The 18,593-nt window shown below is 58.6% G+C and carries 17 protein-coding genes; 8 read left to right on the top strand and 9 right to left on the bottom strand.

All coding sequences use genetic code 11. The annotated features are described in order from the left end of the window. The first annotated feature begins 68 nt into the window (after positions 1-68). A complete protein-coding gene (gene serB, locus HY282_19025; GenBank protein ID MBI3805852.1) occupies positions 69-1,295 on the top strand; it encodes a phosphoserine phosphatase SerB in 1,227 nt (408 codons plus the stop codon). A gap of 128 nt (positions 1,296-1,423) precedes the next feature. Further along, positions 1,424-1,771, top strand: a complete 348-nt coding sequence (locus HY282_19020; GenBank protein MBI3805851.1) for a DUF2203 domain-containing protein — start codon at positions 1,424-1,426, stop codon at positions 1,769-1,771. A gap of 12 nt (positions 1,772-1,783) precedes the next feature. Here the strand turns inward: HY282_19020 and HY282_19015 are convergent, their stop codons facing one another. The 4 genes from HY282_19015 to HY282_19000 form a co-directional block, all read right to left on the bottom strand. Beyond that, entirely contained in the window at positions 1,784-2,728 is a 945-nt protein-coding gene (locus HY282_19015) for a histone deacetylase (protein MBI3805850.1), read from the bottom strand. Next, positions 2,725-2,919: a hypothetical protein gene (locus HY282_19010; protein MBI3805849.1), complete on the bottom strand. Its 195-nt coding sequence runs from the start codon at positions 2,917-2,919 to the stop codon at positions 2,725-2,727. Before HY282_19010 ends, HY282_19015 begins: the two co-directional genes overlap by 4 nt. Before the next feature lie 60 nt (positions 2,920-2,979). Then, the gene (locus tag HY282_19005; GenBank protein ID MBI3805848.1) at positions 2,980-3,603 is read right to left on the bottom strand and encodes an MBL fold metallo-hydrolase; all 624 of its coding nucleotides are present in this window, start codon (positions 3,601-3,603) and stop codon (positions 2,980-2,982) included. 121 nt (positions 3,604-3,724) lie between these two features. After that, entirely contained in the window at positions 3,725-5,281 is a 1,557-nt protein-coding gene (locus HY282_19000; GenBank protein MBI3805847.1) for an FAD-dependent thymidylate synthase, read from the bottom strand. 239 nt (positions 5,282-5,520) lie between these two features. On the opposite strand from HY282_19000, the gene HY282_18995 reads away from it, so the two are divergent. The 6 genes from HY282_18995 (at position 5,521) to HY282_18970 (ending at position 11,806) form a co-directional block, all read left to right on the top strand. Then, complete coding sequence (locus tag HY282_18995) at positions 5,521-6,663, top strand: NAD(P)/FAD-dependent oxidoreductase (GenBank protein ID MBI3805846.1); 1,143 nt, start codon at positions 5,521-5,523, stop codon at positions 6,661-6,663. After that, positions 6,660-7,511, top strand: coding sequence for a squalene/phytoene synthase family protein (locus tag HY282_18990; GenBank protein MBI3805845.1), 852 nt, complete (start codon positions 6,660-6,662; stop codon positions 7,509-7,511). The genes HY282_18995 and HY282_18990 overlap by 4 nt, the downstream gene beginning before the upstream one ends. Before the next feature lie 240 nt (positions 7,512-7,751). Further along, complete coding sequence (locus HY282_18985) at positions 7,752-9,335, top strand: glucose dehydrogenase (protein ID MBI3805844.1); 1,584 nt, start codon at positions 7,752-7,754, stop codon at positions 9,333-9,335. A gap of 41 nt (positions 9,336-9,376) precedes the next feature. Further along, positions 9,377-9,694 carry a cytochrome c gene (locus tag HY282_18980; GenBank protein MBI3805843.1) on the top strand — a complete coding sequence of 106 codons (318 nt, stop codon included), beginning with the start codon at positions 9,377-9,379 and terminating at the stop codon, positions 9,692-9,694. A 223-nt stretch (positions 9,695-9,917) separates the two neighbouring features. After that, positions 9,918-11,174, top strand: a complete 1,257-nt coding sequence (eboE, locus tag HY282_18975) for a metabolite traffic protein EboE (GenBank protein ID MBI3805842.1) — start codon at positions 9,918-9,920, stop codon at positions 11,172-11,174. Between the two features lie 113 nt (positions 11,175-11,287). Then, positions 11,288-11,806, top strand: a complete 519-nt coding sequence (locus HY282_18970) for a superoxide dismutase family protein (GenBank protein ID MBI3805841.1) — start codon at positions 11,288-11,290, stop codon at positions 11,804-11,806. Between the two features lie 83 nt (positions 11,807-11,889). Here the strand turns inward: HY282_18970 and lon are convergent, their stop codons facing one another. From lon to ispG, 5 genes are all read right to left on the bottom strand, one after another. Next, positions 11,890-14,349: an endopeptidase La gene (lon, locus tag HY282_18965; GenBank protein MBI3805840.1), complete on the bottom strand. Its 2,460-nt coding sequence runs from the start codon at positions 14,347-14,349 to the stop codon at positions 11,890-11,892. After that, positions 14,346-14,753 (bottom strand): Hsp20/alpha crystallin family protein, encoded by a 408-nt coding sequence (locus tag HY282_18960; protein ID MBI3805839.1) that lies wholly within the window; start codon positions 14,751-14,753, stop codon positions 14,346-14,348. The genes lon and HY282_18960 overlap by 4 nt, the downstream gene beginning before the upstream one ends. A 167-nt stretch (positions 14,754-14,920) precedes the next feature. Then, entirely contained in the window at positions 14,921-15,520 is a 600-nt protein-coding gene (gene rpsD / locus HY282_18955; protein MBI3805838.1) for a 30S ribosomal protein S4, read from the bottom strand. Positions 15,521-15,722: 202 nt separating this feature from the next. After that, the gene (locus tag HY282_18950; protein ID MBI3805837.1) at positions 15,723-17,447 is read right to left on the bottom strand and encodes a proline--tRNA ligase; all 1,725 of its coding nucleotides are present in this window, start codon (positions 17,445-17,447) and stop codon (positions 15,723-15,725) included. Between the two features lie 52 nt (positions 17,448-17,499). Further along, entirely contained in the window at positions 17,500-18,585 is a 1,086-nt protein-coding gene (gene ispG, locus HY282_18945; GenBank protein MBI3805836.1) for a flavodoxin-dependent (E)-4-hydroxy-3-methylbut-2-enyl-diphosphate synthase, read from the bottom strand. Positions 18,586-18,593: the final 8 nt, after the last annotated feature.

Below are 18,593 nucleotides of genomic sequence, written 5' to 3'. Positions count from 1 at the left end.
ACTAAAAATACTTGCCTTCGGTCCCGCTTATCTTGTATAACTGGAAATCTTTCTTGAGAAGGAATCTCATGGCAAAGAAAAAAGCGCTCCTTCTGACGGTCACCGGACCCGATCAACCCGGAATCACGGCGGCGCTGATGGCGCTCTTGGCCGAATCGGACGTTCGGCTTCTCGACGTTGAGCAGGTCGTCACCCGCTCCCTTCTCACTCTGTCGATACTCATTGAGGTCGCCCCGACCGAAACGTCGGAGAAACCGCTCCTGCGCGATCTCCTCTTCTGCGCCCATGAGTTCGGCCTTTCTCTCGATTTTAAGGTCATCCGTCCGGCCGAGGTTTTAAAAAAGCCGGCCGCCCAGAATTATGTCGTTACCTGCCTGGGGTCTGCGGTGACGATGCAGGTCATCGCCAAGCTCGCCGCCCTTCTATCGAAAGAGCGGGTGAATATCCAGAAGATCCACACGCTCGCCCGAAAAGAGCTCGAATGTATTGAAATGACCCTCTCGGCGACCCGGCCGATCGATCCCCGTCTTCTCACACGAAAGCTTCTTCATCTGAACGCCGAGTTCGGGGTCGATATCGCCGTCCAGGAAGAAAACCTCTTCCGCCGCGCCAAACGGCTGATCGTGATGGACATGGACTCGACGCTGGTGCAGATCGAGGGGATTGATGAGCTCGCCAAGGAGGCCGGCGTCGGCGAAAAGGTCATTGCGATCACTCACCGGGCAATGAATGGAGAGCTCTCCTTTCCGGAAGCGCTTCGTGAGCGGGTCCGCCTCCTGAAGGGCCTTCCGGTCGGCGCGCTGCAACGGGTCTATAAACGGATGCCGTTTACGCCGGGGGCGAAAGAGCTGGTTTCCGTTCTCAAAAAATTGGGCTATCGAACGGCCGTCCTCTCGGGAGGCTTCGATTATTTCAGCTCCCGGGTCAAGGAATCGCTTGGACTCGACTATGCCTACTCCAACAGCTTAGAGATTAAGGAGGGGGTGGTCACCGGCGAGATCGTCGGTGAGATCGTCGATGGAAAAAAGAAGGCGGCGCTGATGGAAGAGATCGCCCGGAAAGAAAAGATCACCCTCGATCAGGTGATCGCGATCGGAGACGGCGCGAACGACCTTCCGATGATCACCCGGGCCGGTCTTGGAATCGCATTCAATGCCAAGCCGCGCGTGCGCGCGGAGGCCCATTACAGCATTACCCAGAAGAACCTCGACGCAATCCTCTACCTCCTGGGAATCACGGAGAAGGATCTCGCCGAGATGAAACAGAAGCGCCGTCGCAGCTCCACCATGTTGTAATCACTGATTCAACAGCGATATAATCAAGCTAAGATATTGCCGAAAGAAGCGGCCATCTGTTCCGGCTGCCGAACGCGGCCCGTCTTTATTTTATCTTTATGTTTGACATCATCCGGAGTGATGTAACCATGTCGGAATATAAAAAGAAGCGGATTTTTACATACGATGACGCGTTGACCCTCCTTCCCCAAATTCAGAAGGTCACGACGGGAGCGGTCCAGGAGATCACCGTGTTGGCGGCCCAGATCTATGCCCTTCGCGATGAGGAACAGAAGAAGCGGTATGAGAAGCGGCAGGCGATGGTCGTGAACAACTGGGTTCAGGACATCGAACAGCTCGGATGTGAAGTAAAAGGACTCTGGCTGGTCGATTTCGACAATGGCGAGGGTTATTACTGCTGGCAGTATCCGGAGCCGAACCTCGAATATTTCCACGGTTATACCGAGGGATTCGCCGGTCGCAGCAAACTCTTTTAAATTGAACCGACGCTACCGGGATAAGACCGTGAGGTGCTCCCCGACCGACCGGGCCAATGCAGCGAGGTTGTATCCTCCTTCCAAGCAGGAAACGACCCTCCCCTGACAATGCGTCTCCGCGAGAGACCGAACGATCTCGGTCATCTCCGCAAATCCCCTCGCCGTCACCGCCAAACTCGCCAGCGGATCGTCCCGATGCGCATCGAAACCGGCCGAGATCAAGATGAAGTCGGGATTGAATGCGGAGAGCGTCGGCGCCAGCACCTTCTCGAATCGCTCCAACATCTCCCGATCCCCGTCCCCTGATGCCATCGGCACGTTGAGGGTGAACCCTTCGCCCGCGCCCGCTCCCCGCTCCCTTTCCGAGCCGGTCCCCGGATAAAAAGGATATTGGTGTGTGCTGAAATAAAAGACGGTCGGATCGGCGTAGAAGATATGCTGCGTTCCGTTTCCGTGGTGGACATCCCAATCAAGAATGAAGACCTTCGGCAGCCGATACTTTTTCTGGAGATACCGTGCGCCGATCGCGACATTATTGAGCAGACAGAACCCCATCGCGCGGTCCGCCTCGGCATGGTGTCCCGGCGGCCGGACGGCGCAGAACGCGTTTTGGACATTCCCCGACATCACCCGGTCGATCGCGGTCAGGACGCCGGCCACCGCCTTCTCCGCCGCCGGAAGCGACATCGGCGCAAAGGGGGTATCGGGATCGAGGTAGACCCGTTGACGATCGGGAACCAACTTTTGGAGCGTCTGATAATAGGTCGGCTGATGCACCGCGCCAATCCAATCGGCCAAGTCCGGATAGGTGGCCGGCGCGATTTCAATAAGCTCCGAAATCAGACCGGTCTTGACGAGATGTCCTTCAATCGAAGCAAGCCGCTGCGGCGACTCCGGATGAGAAGGGCCGGTATCATGTTGGCGATAGATCGGATGAGAGACAAAACCGGTCTTCATTTTTTCTGCCTCACCCCCCATTCGGCATTCGACTTCGTATAGGCGACGATCATTTTTCCACAGACGGTACAGGGGCTCTCTTCGGTCACTTCCACCTCACTGTCACCGGGGCCGGGAGGAGGGGTGTCGGGGACCTGAACAAAGGCCTTTTTCTGACAGTAGGGGCAGATAACGCCGTAAAGGGTGCTCAATCTCTTCCTCCTTTATTCATCCTTCAAAAGTATCCTCACGAGTCCGATACCGCGTTCGACTCAGATGAGAAAAGGGTTGCTCTTCCGTTCCTTTCCAATGGTCGTCCGCCCTCCATGGCCGGGATAAACGACCGTGTCGTCCGGAAACGAGAGCAGCTGTCGCTCGATCGATGAAATCAATGTCGGATGGGACCCTCCCCACAGATCGGTCCGGCCGATGCTCCCGGCGAAAAGGGTGTCGCCGGTGAGAAGGCCGGTGCCCGGAATAAAAAAGCTGATGCTCCCCGGCGTGTGGCCGGGGGTATGAATCACTTCGACCCGCTCTTTTCCGAAGCTAAAGCGATCGCCATGTTTGAGGAAGTGGTCGATCGGCGGGGTCGGGGGGGTCGGCAGCCCAAAGAGCGCCGCCTGGATATGAAGATTTTCGCAGAGGATCATGTCGTCTTCATGAAGCCCGGTGGCGGCGCCGGTTTTCTTTCTCACCGCATCGGTGGCGCCGACATGGTCGAGATGGGCATGGGTATGAAAAAGAAAGATCGCATTCAACTCCAGTCGCGCGAGCGACGCGAGAATCCGGTCGGCCTCTTCTCCCGGATCGAAGACGACCGCGCTGCGCGTCTCCTCACAGGCGAGGAGGATGCAGTTACACTGAAACGGCCCGACCGCGAAAGACTCGAAGATCACTTCTTACAGACTCCAAGGAAGACAACTTATACTAACAAGCTGATTCAGGCCTGTCAATAAATATGGCTAAGGGGCTAGATGAGAACTCGTAAATGTATTTTTGAGTGAGGGGCCTGAATACTTAGATGATTCTCTGATACTCCGACAGGTCGAGCCGCCAGACTTTGACGCCGCAGTAGCGCTCCCCTTCCGGGCAGACCGGCCGGGTGCCGGCCATGTTTCGAAGGGTGCAGGGGGGAAGAAGATAGCCGCCGATCGCCGGGTTAACCTCTTTAATCTGTTGCGCTTCGTCGAGCGAGGCGCGCCAGATCTCCTCCTGCGCATTGTAGCAGAGGCGCATCGCATGCTTGTGATGCAGGTTGAGCAGATCGGAGGATTCAGTGAACCGGACCGAGAGGGCGTTCGGCAAGAGGTAGAGCGCATACTCGAGCGGAACGCCGAGCCGCTTGAGCCGGGTAAACCGCTCCCAGGAACGCTCCATCACCTCTTGATAGTAGGCTTCCACTTTCGAATCGACCTGGATCAACGCCGGGGTGATGTAGTCGGGCCGATCGCTCACATGCGCGGCGAGGATCGGCCGCGACGCCGGGGTCATCCGATGACGCTGATCTTGAGAATCGGCGGTGTGCGAAAGTTTTTTCCGGAAGGTGTAGGAGGGATGGAAGAGGGTCCGGCTCAGTTTGGACAAGGTCGTTAAATTGAGCGACTCTCCCAACAGCCGGTTCTCCCCCGGATCGAGCGCCAGGCGCACCGCCGCCGCATCGTCGAGGAGCGCGCGCGGGACCCCCAAGACCTCCCGGACCGACTGCGCCAGGACCGCCTCCTGGTTCATCTTATAATCGACCAGCTTCGAGGTTCGGCCTTCAAGAGAGGCATCGAATTCGTCTAGAAATTGATCGGTCGTATGGGCCGTCCGGATTTCGAGATGATTTTGGTAAAACTGATACTCCGGCGTCGACTCGATCGGAAGAGGTTGCTCCAAAATCTTTTCATATTCCGGATCGAACTCGATGAGAAGCTGGACCATCTTCTCCACCACCTGGCGCTGCTCCAGCGGGGCATCGTACTGTTGGCAGAGACGATAATAGCGGAGGAGGGTGATTCCGGAGATCGTATGATAGAGATAGGCAAACGCGCCGATCGGAACGACATAGCGGGCGATCTCCTGCGACTTCTTCTTCACATCGCGATTAAAATTCCGTCGCTGCCGCGGGAAGAGCCGCGCATACTCCGCATCGACCAGCGGGTGGAGCAGCTCATTGAGCTTTTGATACGCCCCCATCTGCGTCTGGACGCCGGCGAGGTAGAGATCGAGCGCCTCGCCCGAAAGCGGTGGAATCGAAACGCTCTCCGGTTTGATCGCGACATAGCGCTGACTCACCTGCTCGGAGTTATAAAAGGGATGGCTATGCAGGAAAGACCAGATGAACTGGCGGGAGACGTTCGTGAGCGAGAACTGAAAATGGGCATGTTGGAGCGTCGTATGATGACCGGCTTGGTAGATGCTCTGTGCCAGGAGATCGTACCCCTCTCCCAGATCTTTTTCCCGGATGACTCCTTTGCTCGAGTAGCAGGTCTTCGCCGTCGCGACAAAATTCTTAAACGGCTGCATAAAGGCTTTTTCTAAAACGACCAGCGGCTCGGGGGAGAGAAAACGATCCTTTATAGACAACTCCATAGACAACTCCAAAAATTCACTTTCAGCGTTCAGCCCCTGCGCTCCGTTAGAATTAAGAAAAAGCGCACTCCCTTCCATTTCAGAAGGGATCTTGTTTTCTTTCGCCGGCGGTAGAACGCGGAGGGCTGACCGCATTCTACCCTGTTTGACAGCCGGTAGTATATCCGATAAAATCCCTGCCGGTAAAGTGAAAAGAGCGCCTCGAAAGTCGCCGCAAGGAACCATAAGGAATAGACCGGATGGTCAGAGAGAGCGGGAGAAAAATCAAGATCGCAGGGGCCGGCCCGTCGGGTCTGACGGCGGCGATCGCCCTGGCGCGCGCCGGATATGAGGTCGAGCTTTTTGAAGCGCGCGAAGCGGTCGGCGCCCGCTTTATCGGCGATTTCCAGGTGATCGAAAATATGAGCCGCGCCGAAGATGTAACGGAGATGCTCAAGCGATTCGGCCTCGCCGTCAATTTCTATCTCAGGCCGACCCAGAACGCCACCTTTTTCGACGATCGGCTCCATTCCCAGGCGGTGACGAGCCGCCGTCCCTATGCCTATTTCATTCGTCGCGGCAGCGAAGGAGAGACGCTCGACCGCGGCCTCCTCGCCCAGGCGCTCGCGGCGGGAGCGAAAATCCACTATAAAACGCGGATCAAACCGGAGGAGGCAACGATCGTCGCCACCGGTCCGGCGACCCCCGACGGCCTTGCGAAAGAGATGACCTTCACCACCTCGCTCCCCGACACCGTCTGGGTCCTCTTCGACATGAACCTCTCCCCCGGCGGCTATGCCTATCTCTTCGTCCTCGAGGGCGCAGCGACCTTCGGCTGCGCGATCACCCGCGACTTCTCCCGGATCAACGACTACTTCGATCGATCGTTCCGCCGGTTTCAAGAGCTGGCGACCTTTCCGATCCGGGATGAAAAAACCGGCTACTCTTTTATGAACTTCAGCCTGAAGGAATCGGCGGAGGCGGACGGCCGCCGCTTCGTCGGGGAAGCGGGCGGGTTTCAAGATTATCTCTTCGGGCTTGGCATCCGCTATGCGCTCACGACCGGATTTTTGGCGGCGGAGAGTGTGATCAAACAGACCCCTTACGACCGCCTCTGGAAAGAGGCGCTCGGGCCGGCCCAGGAGGTCAGCTTGGTGAATCGATTTCTTTATGAGCTCGGCGGAAACACCGGCCTTCGGATCTTCATCCAGCAATCGGGCCGGGGCGACTTACAAGATTATCTCGGCAAATGGCATCAGTCACCATGGTGGAAGCGGCTGCTCCTCCCGGCGATCAAGTGGGGCTGGCGCGGGCGGGGACGCTGCGTCCACCGGCTCTCCCCCCACTGGTGTCGAGAAAAACCCCCTTCCACTACGCCCGAGTTGGGCCCGATCAAGCCATGACCTCGGTTGAATCAGCCTACGACTACTGTCGCCGCCTGACCCATCGCTGCGGACCGCACTTCTCGGTCGGCTTCCGCTTTCTTCCCCTCCCGAAACGGAATGCGATCTATGCCGTTTATGCCTTCTGCCGCTATGCCGACGACCTCGTCGATGAAAAGCAGGCGGCCCCGCTGGAAGAATTGCTCAAAGCCTGGCAGGAGGAGTTGGATCGATGCTACGACCAGCGGCCGACCCATCCGATTACGATTGCCCTCGCCGATGCATTAAAACGTTATCCAATTCCGAAGAAAGGCTTCGAGGGATTGATCGAAGGGTGCCGGATGGACCTCCTCTACAACCGCTATCCGACGTTCGATTCGCTCCTGGTCTACTGCGACCTCGTCGCCACGACGATTCGCGACCTCTCCCTCCCCGTCTTCGGCTACCGCGATCCGCGCGGCGTCGAATATGGACGGGCCCTCTCGACGGCGCTCCAGCTGACGAACATCCTCCGCGACATCGGAGAAGATTTAGGCCGCGGGCGGATTTACCTGCCGCTGGAGGAGATCGAAGCGGCCGGCTATTCGGAGGGGGAGCTGACGGCCCGGGTGAAAAATGAGGCCTTTCTTCGACTGATGACCTTTCAAATCGGCCGGGTCCGGGGCTACTTCAACGAATCAGAGAAGTTGATCCCTTGCATCGAAGAGGATGCGCGGCTCGCCGTCTCGCTGATGCGAAATGTTTATGTTGCGATGATCGACCGGATCGACCGGGATCCTTTGGTCGTCCTCGACCGGCAGATCCGACTCTCCTGGTGGGCCCGCAGCCGGGTCATCGCCGAAACCCTCGCCGGAAAGTTTCAGCGCTAATTTTTTCTCATCCGATTTCCTTATTCATCGGATCAATGCTCTCTTCTTCATTTTCCGCCCGGAACGAAGGGGGCTGCGACTCTTCTGCACTCCTTTTCACCCATTTCCTAAATACCTCTTTGAAACCGCTCCTTCTCAGGTATGCAGGTTGCACCCTCTCCCATCGGCTACAAAATCGCCTTGGTCGGCCAACTTACATTCAACACGCTAAACCGAGAAGAAATCCTGCCGGAGTCAGAGATGCCTGTGGACATTCAGCGAAGTCAGATCGACCCGGTCCGAGCTCCATCCGGGGCAAAGGTCATTCCACTCATCATCATATTCGGGCTCCTCTTTACCGGATGCTACACATTGCGAACGTCCGAAGGGGGAGGGCAGACCGTCTTCCATCCGCCGCGACAAGTCTCCCCCTCCAGCGTTGCCCTTTCGGGCGGATATGAGATCGAGGCGGTCGCCACCGGGTTGACCTTTCCGACCGGCGTTGCTTTCGATGATGCGGGCGTTCCTTATGTCGTGGAGTCGGGTTACTCCTACGGCGAGGTCTGGACGATCCCGCGTCTCCTTCGGATCGAGTCGGACGGAACAACGCGCGTGATCGCATCGGGAGAAAAAAACGGCCCCTGGACCGGCGTCGCTTTTTACCAAGGGGATTTCTATGTGGCGGAGGGAGGAGAGCTGCTGGGCGGGCGGCTCCTCCGGATCACCCCCGACGGAACGATCCATCCGCTGATCGATCACCTCCCGAGCACCGGCGACCACCATACGAACGGGCCGGTGATCGGTCCCGACGGCGCGATCTACTTCGCCATCGGAACGTATACCAATGCCGGCATCGTCGGCGAGGACAATGCCCACTTCGGCTGGCTTCTGCGCAACCCGGTGGGACATGACATTCCGTGTAAAGATGTGACGCTGAAGGGGGAGAACTACACCTCCAGAGATCCGCGCAAAGACCCAAGGCACCCCGGCGCGGATCAACCGGTCGTTACCGGCGCCTTCTCTCCCTTCGGCACCCCCACCCAAGCGGGCCAGGTGATCTCCGGGCAGGTTCCCTGTAGCGGTGCGATCTTCCGACTCGGAAAAGAGGGAGAACCACCGGAGCTGGTCGCGTGGGGATTTAGAAACCCATTTGGGCTGGCCCTCTCCCCGGCCGGGGAACTTTATGTCACCGACAACGCTTATGACGACCGGGGGAGCCGGCCGGTCCACGGGGCGGGCGATCTCCTCTGGAAGATCACGCCGGGCACCTGGTACGGCTGGCCCGACTATCATGGCGCCCGTCCTCTCAACACAGGAGACCATTATCTCCCGCCCGGCAAGGAGCGGCCGCGCCTGCTTCTCTCCGAGCCCCCGAATGATCCACCGAAACCGGCCGCCGTCCTGGAGGTTCACTCTTCCTCCAACGGATTCGACTTCTCCCGCAATACCGACTTCGGCTATATCGGCGAGGCCTTCATCGCCCAATTCGGCGATCAAGCGCCGGCCACCGGGAAGGTTTTCGCGCCGGTCGGATTCAAGGTGGTCCGGGTCGATCCGGGCACCGGGATCATCAATGACTTCGCCGTAAATCGCGGACCGACGAACGGCCCCGCCTCTCGGATCGGCGGCGGGGGGCTGGAGCGGCCGGTGGCAGCCCGGTTTAATCCGAAAGGGACCGCCCTCTATGTCGTCGATTTTGGAGTCTTGACGATGGGCGAGAAGATGAAAAAACCACCCGGCGCGTCGGAGCCGATGGCGAAGGAGCAGCCATATCAAGGAACCGGCGTTCTCTGGCGGATCGTTCGGAAGATCCCATCGCCCCCAATGAAAGGAGCGTCGCGGTGACCCCCCGACCCGGCGCGGCCGATCGGCTTCGGTTCTTTTTTATTTTGGCCGGGTTGCTTTTGTCGGCCGGGTGCGGATCGGCCCGACGGAGCGAGCCGATCACCTCGCCCTTGTCGGTCGCCTCGCCTTCCGTGCAAAGAGGTCAAGCGCTCTTCATGGAACATTGCAGCCCCTGTCATCCGAAGGGAGAGGCCGGGGTCGGTCCGGCGCTCAATAATAAACCGCTCCCCGGCTTCATGATCAAATTTCAGGTCCGCCACGGGATCGGCGCGATGCCGGCTTTCTCTCAGGAAGAGCTCTCCGACCCAGACCTCGATCAGATCGTCGCCTATCTCAAAATACTCCGACATCATGGATGATCGGCATCCCTGCACCCGGCCTTGATTCCAGCCCCGAATTAGAGGATAACTATAAAAGATGCGGAGCGGAAACCGGGCCCGCGCTCGGTGCACCCTTTGGGAAAGATGCTCTTCCAAACCTCCGTTATCGTGTAAATTTTACAAACGGGAGTGAAAGAACCGATGACCCGAAATAAGCACGATCGGCACAGGTCGCTCCTCCGGAGGGTCGACAGCGTGAGCCATGCAGATCGGACCTAATCCATCGCTCCACCTCACCTACTGCTCCAACCTTTTTCCGGCGAACGGCTGGCCGGAGGTCTTCTCCAACCTTCAGCGTTACGCGCCGGCGCTCAAGGCACGGCTCTCGCCCCATGCGCCGTTCGGTCTGGGACTGCGCCTCTCCTCACGGGAGAGCGAAGCGCTCTTGAGCGGACAGGAGATGGACCGCTTCAAAGCCTTCCTGGATGAGAACGGCCTCTATCTTTTCACCCTCAACGGCTTTCCCTTCGGCGCTTTTCATCGGCAACGGATTAAAGCCGGGGTCTTCGCCCCCGACTGGCGAACCGACATGCGCGTTCACTATACGCTCCGGTTGATTGAGATTCTCCGGCGGCTCCTTCCCGAGGGGATCGACGGCGGCATCTCCACCTCGCCGTTGACTTATAAGCGGTGGATGATTGCAAACGACCCCTCGACCTGGGAGTCGATCGTTCAGAATCTGGCTCGGATCGCCTCGGCGCTCGTCTCGGTCCGGCGGGAGACGGGAAAGAGAATTCATCTCGACCTTGAGCCGGAGCCCGACGGCTTACTCGAGAACAGCGGGGATATCCTCGATTTTTATCAGCGCTATCTTCTCCCGATCGGCGCACCTCTCCTCGCCCGGCAGACCTGGACATCGGTTCAACAGGCGGAGCGCAATCTTTTAAAACACATTCGCATCTGTTACGACGCCTCCCACATGGCGGTGGCGTATGAAGAGCCCGCCGCTGCGGTCGATCGCCTCTCGCGTGCAGAAATTCGGATCGGCAAAGTTCAGATCAGCGCGGCGATGGAGGTGGCGGTGCCGCCTGACCGAGACCGCCTCATCGAGATCGGACGCCAGCTTGATCCTTTCCGGGAGTCGATCTATCTTCATCAGGTGGTCGAACGGGAGTCGAACGGCACGCTTCGCCGGTATGCCGATCTCAGCGATCTGTATCCGATCCCCTGGAGCCGCGAGCAGCGGACGTGGCGGATTCATTTTCATCTGCCGCTTTTTGTGTCAGAATTCGGCTATTGCCGATCGACCCGAGAAGAGACCGAAGTGCTTCTTCGGCGGGTGCGAGAAAAGGGGTTGACGCAGCATCTGGAAATTGAGACATATGGCTGGGAGTTTTTACCGCCGGAGCTCCGGCGGGATCGCCTCGACGCCATGACGGAAGAGTACCGCTGGGTTCTCGGCCGTTTAAAAATGATCGGAAAAGAAAACCGGTCGGACCGAACCCCCGATGCGGCATAAGCGACCCTGCAGACGCACCCGGCTTGACTCCTCGGATGAACCCTCCTATACTCTCTACCTCACCACGGGATAGCACTTCACTCATCATGAAAAGAATAAAGGAGGGAATGCAGATGAACCACATCGCCCTAATTGCGTCCGGACTCTTATTGTGGGTGGGCGTCGCCTCTGCGGAAAACGTATCGAAGGGAGAGGCCGATCTCCAAAACGGTCAAGGAGAGAAAATCGGCACGGCGACCTTTACGGAGGGATCAGACGGCGTGAAGATCGCGATTGAGGCCTCGAAGCTTGCCCCCGGACAGCATGGCGTTCACATCCATGCCGCAGGAAAATGTGAAGGCCCCGATTTCAAAACCGCCGGAGGACATCTCAACCCGGAGGGAAAGAAGCATGGTCTGCAAAGCTCGGAAGGCCCTCATGCCGGAGACCTTCCGAACCTAACGGTCGGACCGGATGGAACGGTCAAAACAGAGGTGACGACAAAACGGGTGACTTTTAACGAGGGAAAAAACTCCCTCCTCCAAACCGAAGGGACCGCCCTGGTCATCCACGTCGCTCCCGATGACGAAAAGAGCGATCCGATCGGCAACGCCGGCCCCCGGGTGGCCTGCGGCATGATCAAGAAAAAATAAGGCCGTTCCGCGATGTTCTTCCGCGGGCGCGCAGCGTGGACCGCCGGGGGTAGGGCAAACACCCCCGGCGGCAGGCAGAATCTTTAGACAAGAATCCGCGTCTCTTGAGGCAGCGGCATCAACGCATTCTTCAATACATCCTCCGCCGAATCGAGCGGAACAAACGTCATCTCTTGCTTAACCTCCTCGGGCACATCCTCCAGGTCATATTCATTCCGATGAGGAAGAAGGACCGTCTTGACCCCGGCCCGATAAGCGGCCAAGACCTTTTCTTTGATCCCGCCCACCGGCAGCACCTTCCCGCGAAGGGTGATCTCGCCCGTCATCGCCAAATCGTTTCTGATCGGCCGACCCGATGCAAGGGATGCCAACGCGGCGGTCATCGTCACGCCGGCCGAGGGGCCGTCTTTCGGAATCGCCCCCGCCGGAACATGGATATGGACGACCTTTCCGTCGAAGATCTTCGGATCGATCGCAAGCCGTTCGGCATTTGAGCGGACATAAGAGAGGGCCGCTTGCGCCGACTCCCGCATCACATCGCCGAGCATCCCGGTGAGGATGAGACGCTCCTCCTGTCCCGGCATCATCGTCGCCTCGACAAAGAGGACATCGCCGCCGACCGGCGTCCAAGCAAGGCCCGTGGCGACACCGGGCCGGTCGATTCGCTCCGCGACCTCGTTGAAGAAACGGGGCCGTCCCAAATAGTCGGGCACCTTATCGCCGGTCACCTCGATCGGCGTCGGCGTCCCCTCGCTGATCCGTCGGGCCACCTTTCGTAGCACACCCGCCAGCGCACGCTCGAGGTTTCTCACCCCGGCCTCGCGGGTGTAGTCGCGCGCGACCCGCCGGATCGCCTCGTCGTCGATCTGAATTTCCTGCGGCAACAGGCCATGTGCGCGAAGCAGCCTGGTTAAAAGATGCCGTCGTGCAATCTGCACCTTCTCTTCCTCCGTATAGCCGGAGAGGGTCACGATCTCCATCCGGTCCTGCAAGGCCGATGGAATCGTCTCGGTCGTGTTTGCGGTGCAGATGAACAGCACTTTTGATAAATCGACCGGAACGCCGAGATAAGTATCGACGAACGCATTGTTCTGCGCCGGGTCGAGCACCTCTAACAAGGCCGCCGACGGGTCGCCATGGAAGCCGACGCCGAGTTTATCGACCTCGTCGAGCATGAAGACCGGATCAAACGTCTCCGCCCGCCGAAGCGCCTGGATAATCCGCCCCGGCATGGCGCCGATGTAGGTTCGCCGATGTCCGCGGATCTCCGCCTCGTCATGGACCCCGCCGAGCGAGATCCGGACGAACTTCCGCCCCATCGCTCTCGCAATCGATTGTCCGAGTGAGGTTTTCCCGACCCCCGGAGGGCCGACGAAGCAAAGAATCGGCTCCCGCCGGCTTTCGTCCTCGGGCGTTTGGGGAAGCGGGCTCGATTCGGACGCATAGGTCCTCTCTCCCCCTTCGGTCGGAGGGTTCGCCGCTTTCCGTTCCTCGCGAAGTTTCCGGACGGCCAGATACTCGAGAATCCGGTCTTTGATCTTCTCAAGGTCGTAGTGATCTTCGTCCAAGATCCTTCGGGCATACGAGACATCGATCTGTCCGCCGGTCGCCTTTCCCCACGGAAGGCTCAGCAGCCAATCGAGGTAGGTACGGATCATTCCATGTTCTGCAGCCGCCGGCGGAAGACGCTCCAAACGCGCCAGCTCCCGCTCCGCCTCCTTTCGGACCTCTTCGGGAAGCGGTGCCTCCTGCAACCTTCTTCGAAATGCTTCGATCTCCGCCTGCTCGGGGTTTTCGTCTCCGAGCTGCCGCTGGATGGTCTTCAGCTGCTCTCGGAGGAAGTAGTCCCGTTGGGCCTTCGACATCTCTTCCTGCGTCTCTTCCGTGATTTTCTGACCGAGCTCTCGAACCGCCAATTCATGCTGGAGGATTTCGACCAGCCGTCTCAGTTTAACCTCGACCGAATCGATCTCCAGGATTTCTTGACGGACTCCGACCGAGATCGGCACGCTCGTCGCGACGAGATAGGCGACTTGCCGCGGGTCGGAGAGCCCCTTCAGGGCACTTGCAAGCTCATCGGGAAATTCGGGAATCAGCGGGGCCAAGCGTTGGACCTGGTCGCGGACGGCCTGAATCAGCGCCTCGACTTCGACCCCCTCTTCGCTCACCTCCGGCATCCGCTCGATTCGGGCGATCAGGTAGGGCTCGGTCTTCACGAAGTCAAGCAGCCGAACCCGCTCAATGCCTTGGACCAAGAGACGAATGGTGCCGTCCTGCGCGCGGAACAGCTGTTGAATCACCGCGGCCGTTCCGATGTGGTAAATGTCGTTCGGACCGGGAGGGCGGACCTCCGGACTCTTCTGCGCCGTCAAAATGAGCAGGCGATTGGCGCGCATGGCATCGTCCACCAGCTTCACGGAGCGCTCCTGTCCAACCAGCAGCGGAATCACCGCCGAAGGGAAAGCGACCGTGTCTCGCAGGGGAAGCACGGGCAGTACGTCCGGAAGGGATATCCCTTTTACTTCATTAATGGGGTCGGTCATCGGGTCACCTCCGTTTTCACAAGGGTCACATATAAGAAACCAAGTTCATACCGCGCACTCACACGTTCGCGATCAATCTCGAGTGCCACCGGAACCTCGACGCGGAAAGGACCATAGTGGATCTCTAAAGCGTGGAACCGGGCTGCATCGGAGAGATGCCAGGAGCGCATCCCCTCGATGACCAAAGTATCGTCGTAAAGGGTGATTTCAAAATCTTCTTCTCTCAAGCCGGCGACCTCGACCTTCACGATCAGGCTGCTCTCGGTCTCATAGAGATCGACCGGCGGCCGCCACTGAGGTCGGGCGAGCTTTACGCGACGGCCGGCCCAGGGCTCCTCCAATCGGAGCGGTGCCGCATCTTGAACCACCTCTGCATAACGGTAACGAATCCAGCGATAACGCATCCTGTCCTCCCTAAAGATGAGACGCTCCGGTCTCACTCCGCGACTGCTTCCCACGCATCTCTCGCCTTCAGTATTGCATACCTTTCCTATTCGATTCTATCCGTGGACTCAGCAGGAGTTCTGAGGGCGGTCAACAGGGCAAGGTCAAAAGAAGAGGATCGGATCGGTCATCGGGTATAAAACGCCACGATCAGCGATTCGTCCACATCGAAGTCGATCTCCTCACGACGCGGCCGACCGATGACTTCACCGGCCGTCTCCACCCGCCGAAGCCAGGAGACGGTCGGCTGACGGGAAGCGAGCTCTTCCTGTACCACCGGCATCTCCAGTGCTCTTTTTTTCAGAGTAATCCGGCTGGTCGGCGAGACGAGATACGATCCGATCGTCACCGTAACACCGTTTACCTGAACTTGGCCATGGGTGATCATCTGTCTGGCCATGAGGCGTGTTCGAGCGAAACCGAGACGATAGACGACATTGTCCAATCGCCGCTCGAGCGCTTCCAACAGAGCACGGCCCAACGGTTCTCCCGAACGCTGTGCCTGCTCGACATACCGAAGGAACTGCGCTTCCCGGATTCCATAAATATCTTTGACCTTTTGTTTCTCGCGCAGCTGCCTGGCGTACTCGGTCGGACGTCGGACCCCCGGGCGTCTCCCGCCGGGAGGGACATTTAAACGGCGTTGAAGCGACTCCCCGCCGGTGCCGAACAGATCCATTCCATATCTCCGAGATGTCTTATGCCGTGGCTCCCGTTTTGCTCCCATCGCTTTCCTTTCCTCTATAGATAAAGCGGACAAGGGGCGTTTTCAAGCCCTGCCTCAGCCTCCCTCGTCTGGGGAAACTAACTCTTATTGTAAAGAAGGACGCTTCGAGAGAAAAGGGGTCGGATCAAACAGGAATAGAATCCGGGAATGAAAATAAAGGAAGAACGATCGATAAAGATGAGCTTGCGGTAAAGAAGGCGGTTTAAGCCGAGGGAGAGGGTCTCGGGCCGAGAAGCAGTGCAATGAGGTCGTCAATGACCTTGTCGACCTCCACCTTTTGTTTCTCGCCGGTTCGACGGTGTTTAATCTCTACAAATCCCTCTTTGAGGTTTTTCTCCCCGATGGTCAGCTGGTAGGGGGCGCCGAGGAGATCGGCATCGTTAAACTTGACCCCCGCCCGCTCGGAGCGGTCCTCCAGGAAGACCTCGATCCCGGCCCGAACGAGAGAGCTGTAGATCAGCTCGGCGGTAATCATGACCCGCTCCGATTGGTCCTGAACCGGAATGATGTGGACGGCAAAAGGGGCGATCGGCATCGGCCAGACGATTCCCTTCTCATCATGATTCTGCTCGATCGCAGCCGCCATGATCCGGGAGACGCCGATTCCATAACAACCCATGACGAAGAAGCGCTCCTCCCCCTTCGCATCGAGAAAAGTCGCCTTCATCGTCTCGCTGTATTTGGTTCCGAGCATGAAAACATGACCGACTTCGATTCCACGGTCGATCTTCATCGGCGCGCCGCACCGGGGACAGAGATCTCCCGCGACGGCATTCCGAACGTCGGCAAAGCGGCCAACCTGATAATCTCGGCCCGCCACCGCATGGAGGTAATGGGCATCTCTTTCGTTCGCGCCGACGATTCCTTCAGACATCGTCTCGACCGAGAGATCGGCCACAACCTCGACGTTCTTCAAGCCGACCGGACCGGAAAAGCCGGAAGGGCCGCCGGTCCAGGCTTCGACCTGCTTGGCCTCGGCCAAAAAGAGTTCGGAGACGCCGAGGAGCCGCTTTACCTTGATCTCATTGACCTGGTGGTCTCCCCGAACCAAGATGGCCACCGGACGGCTGTCGGCGGTAAAAAGGAGGGTCTTTACCAGCTGCTGCGATGTGACCTGAAGGAAGGCCGCGACCTCTTCAACCGACTTCTTCCCCGGTGTCTGCACCTTTTCTAAAGGATGGACCTCCCCGGCGGCAGGCTGTCCCTCTCCCTTCAACTCCGCCCGCTCGACATTGGCGGCGTAATCGCACTTCGTACACGAGGCGATTCCCTCTTCTCCGGTCTGCGCCAACACCATAAATTCATGAGAGGAGGTTCCGCCGATCAAACCGGTGTCGGCTTCGACCGCGCGGAACTGAAGCCCGAGCCGGTTAAAGATCTTGTGATAGGCGTCATACATCTTTCGATAACTCTCTTTCGCTCCTTCCGGCTCGGCATCGAAGCTGTACGCATCCTTCATGATAAATTCGCGGCCGCGCATCAAGCCGAACCGAGGACGAATCTCATCCCGGAATTTGGTTTGAATTTGATAGAGGTTGAGCGGAAGCTGTCGGTACGATTTGACCTCGCGGCGGACCAGATCGGTGATCACCTCTTCATGGGTCGGCCCGAGACAAAACTCGCGGTCGTGGCGATCTTTCAGACGCATCAGCTCTTTGCCGTATTGCTTCCACCGTCCGGTTTCTTGCCAGAGCTCAGCCGGCTGCAACGCCGGGAGCAAGACCTCCTGTGCGCCGGCATGGTCCATCTCTTCACGCACGATCTTTTCGACTCTAGAGAGGACGCGGAGCCCGAGCGGAAGAAAGTTATAAATCCCGGCGGAGACTTTCCGGATCAGGCCGGCCCGGAGCATCAGCCGGTGGCTGACGATCTCCGCTTCGGACGGATCTTCACGCAAGGTCGGAATGAGCAATTTAGAATAACGCATCGTCACTCAAATAAATGTGGAAGGTCTTAGATTAAAACATCCAAAAACGCGCTTACCCTTGGCGGGCTTTCTTTCGTTCCTTCACGAGCTGTTCCACTTCGTACAACAACACCGATTCCAGCTGCTCGGAAGGGACCTTTCGGATAATTTCCCCCTGCCGGAAGAGAAGCCCGACCCCGCGCCCCCCGGCGATTCCAATGTCGGCTTCTTTCCCCTCTCCGATCCCATTGACGACGCATCCGAGGATCGAAATGTCAATCGGCTCCGTAATATGGGCCAGCTTCGACTCGACCATGGCGGCGAGCTTAATGACGTCGATTTCCAGGCGACCGCAGGTGGGGCAGGCGATCACATTGACCCCGCGCCGCCGAAGATTGAGCGATTTGAGGATCTCGAACCCGACACGCACCTCTTCGGTCGAGTCGGCTGCGAGCGAGATCCGGATCGTGTCGCCGATTCCTTCCGAGAGGAGGATGCCGAGGCCGACCGCCGACTTCACGGCGCCGGTGCTGGCGGTGCCCGCCTCCGTGATGCCGAGGTGGAGCGGATAATCCGACTGCTTCGAGAAGAGACGGTACGCTTCGACCGCCAATCCAACGTGGGATGCTTTCAGCGAGACCTTCGTGTCGTAAAAGTCGAGCGACTCCAGAATCTCGATATGGCGCACTGCCGATTCGACCATCGCCTCGGCGGTCGGATAGCCATACTTCTCGAGGAGGTCCCGCTCCAGCGACCCGGCATTCACACCGATTCGAATCGGGACCCCTTTGTCCTTCGCCGATTTGACGACCTTCTCGACCCGCTCGCGCGATCCGATGTTTCCCGGATTTAATCGGAGTCCATCGACCCCGGCGTCGAGCGCGGCCATCGCCAAATGATAGTCGAAGTGGACATCGGCGATGAGCGGAATATGAATTTGAGAACGGATCTTCGGGAGCGCTTCCGCCGATTCTCGTTCGGGAACGGCAACCCGAACGATCTCACAGCCGGCCTCCTCGAGCCGTCGGATCTCTTCCACCGTTGCGGCAATATTGCGCGTGTCGGAGGTGGTCATCGACTGCACCACCACCGGCGCCTCCCCGCCGATTTTGACCGAACCGACCGAGATCTGCCTCGTCTTTCTCCGCGTCACCTGCATCTGACTTA

It is taken from the genome of Candidatus Manganitrophaceae bacterium, from assembly GCA_016200325.1.
In the GTDB taxonomy this organism is placed as follows: Bacteria; Nitrospirota; Nitrospiria; order SBBL01; family Manganitrophaceae; genus Manganitrophus.
Note: the sequence above shows the minus strand (reverse complement) of the source record. Positions and strands in the feature narration are given on the sequence as shown.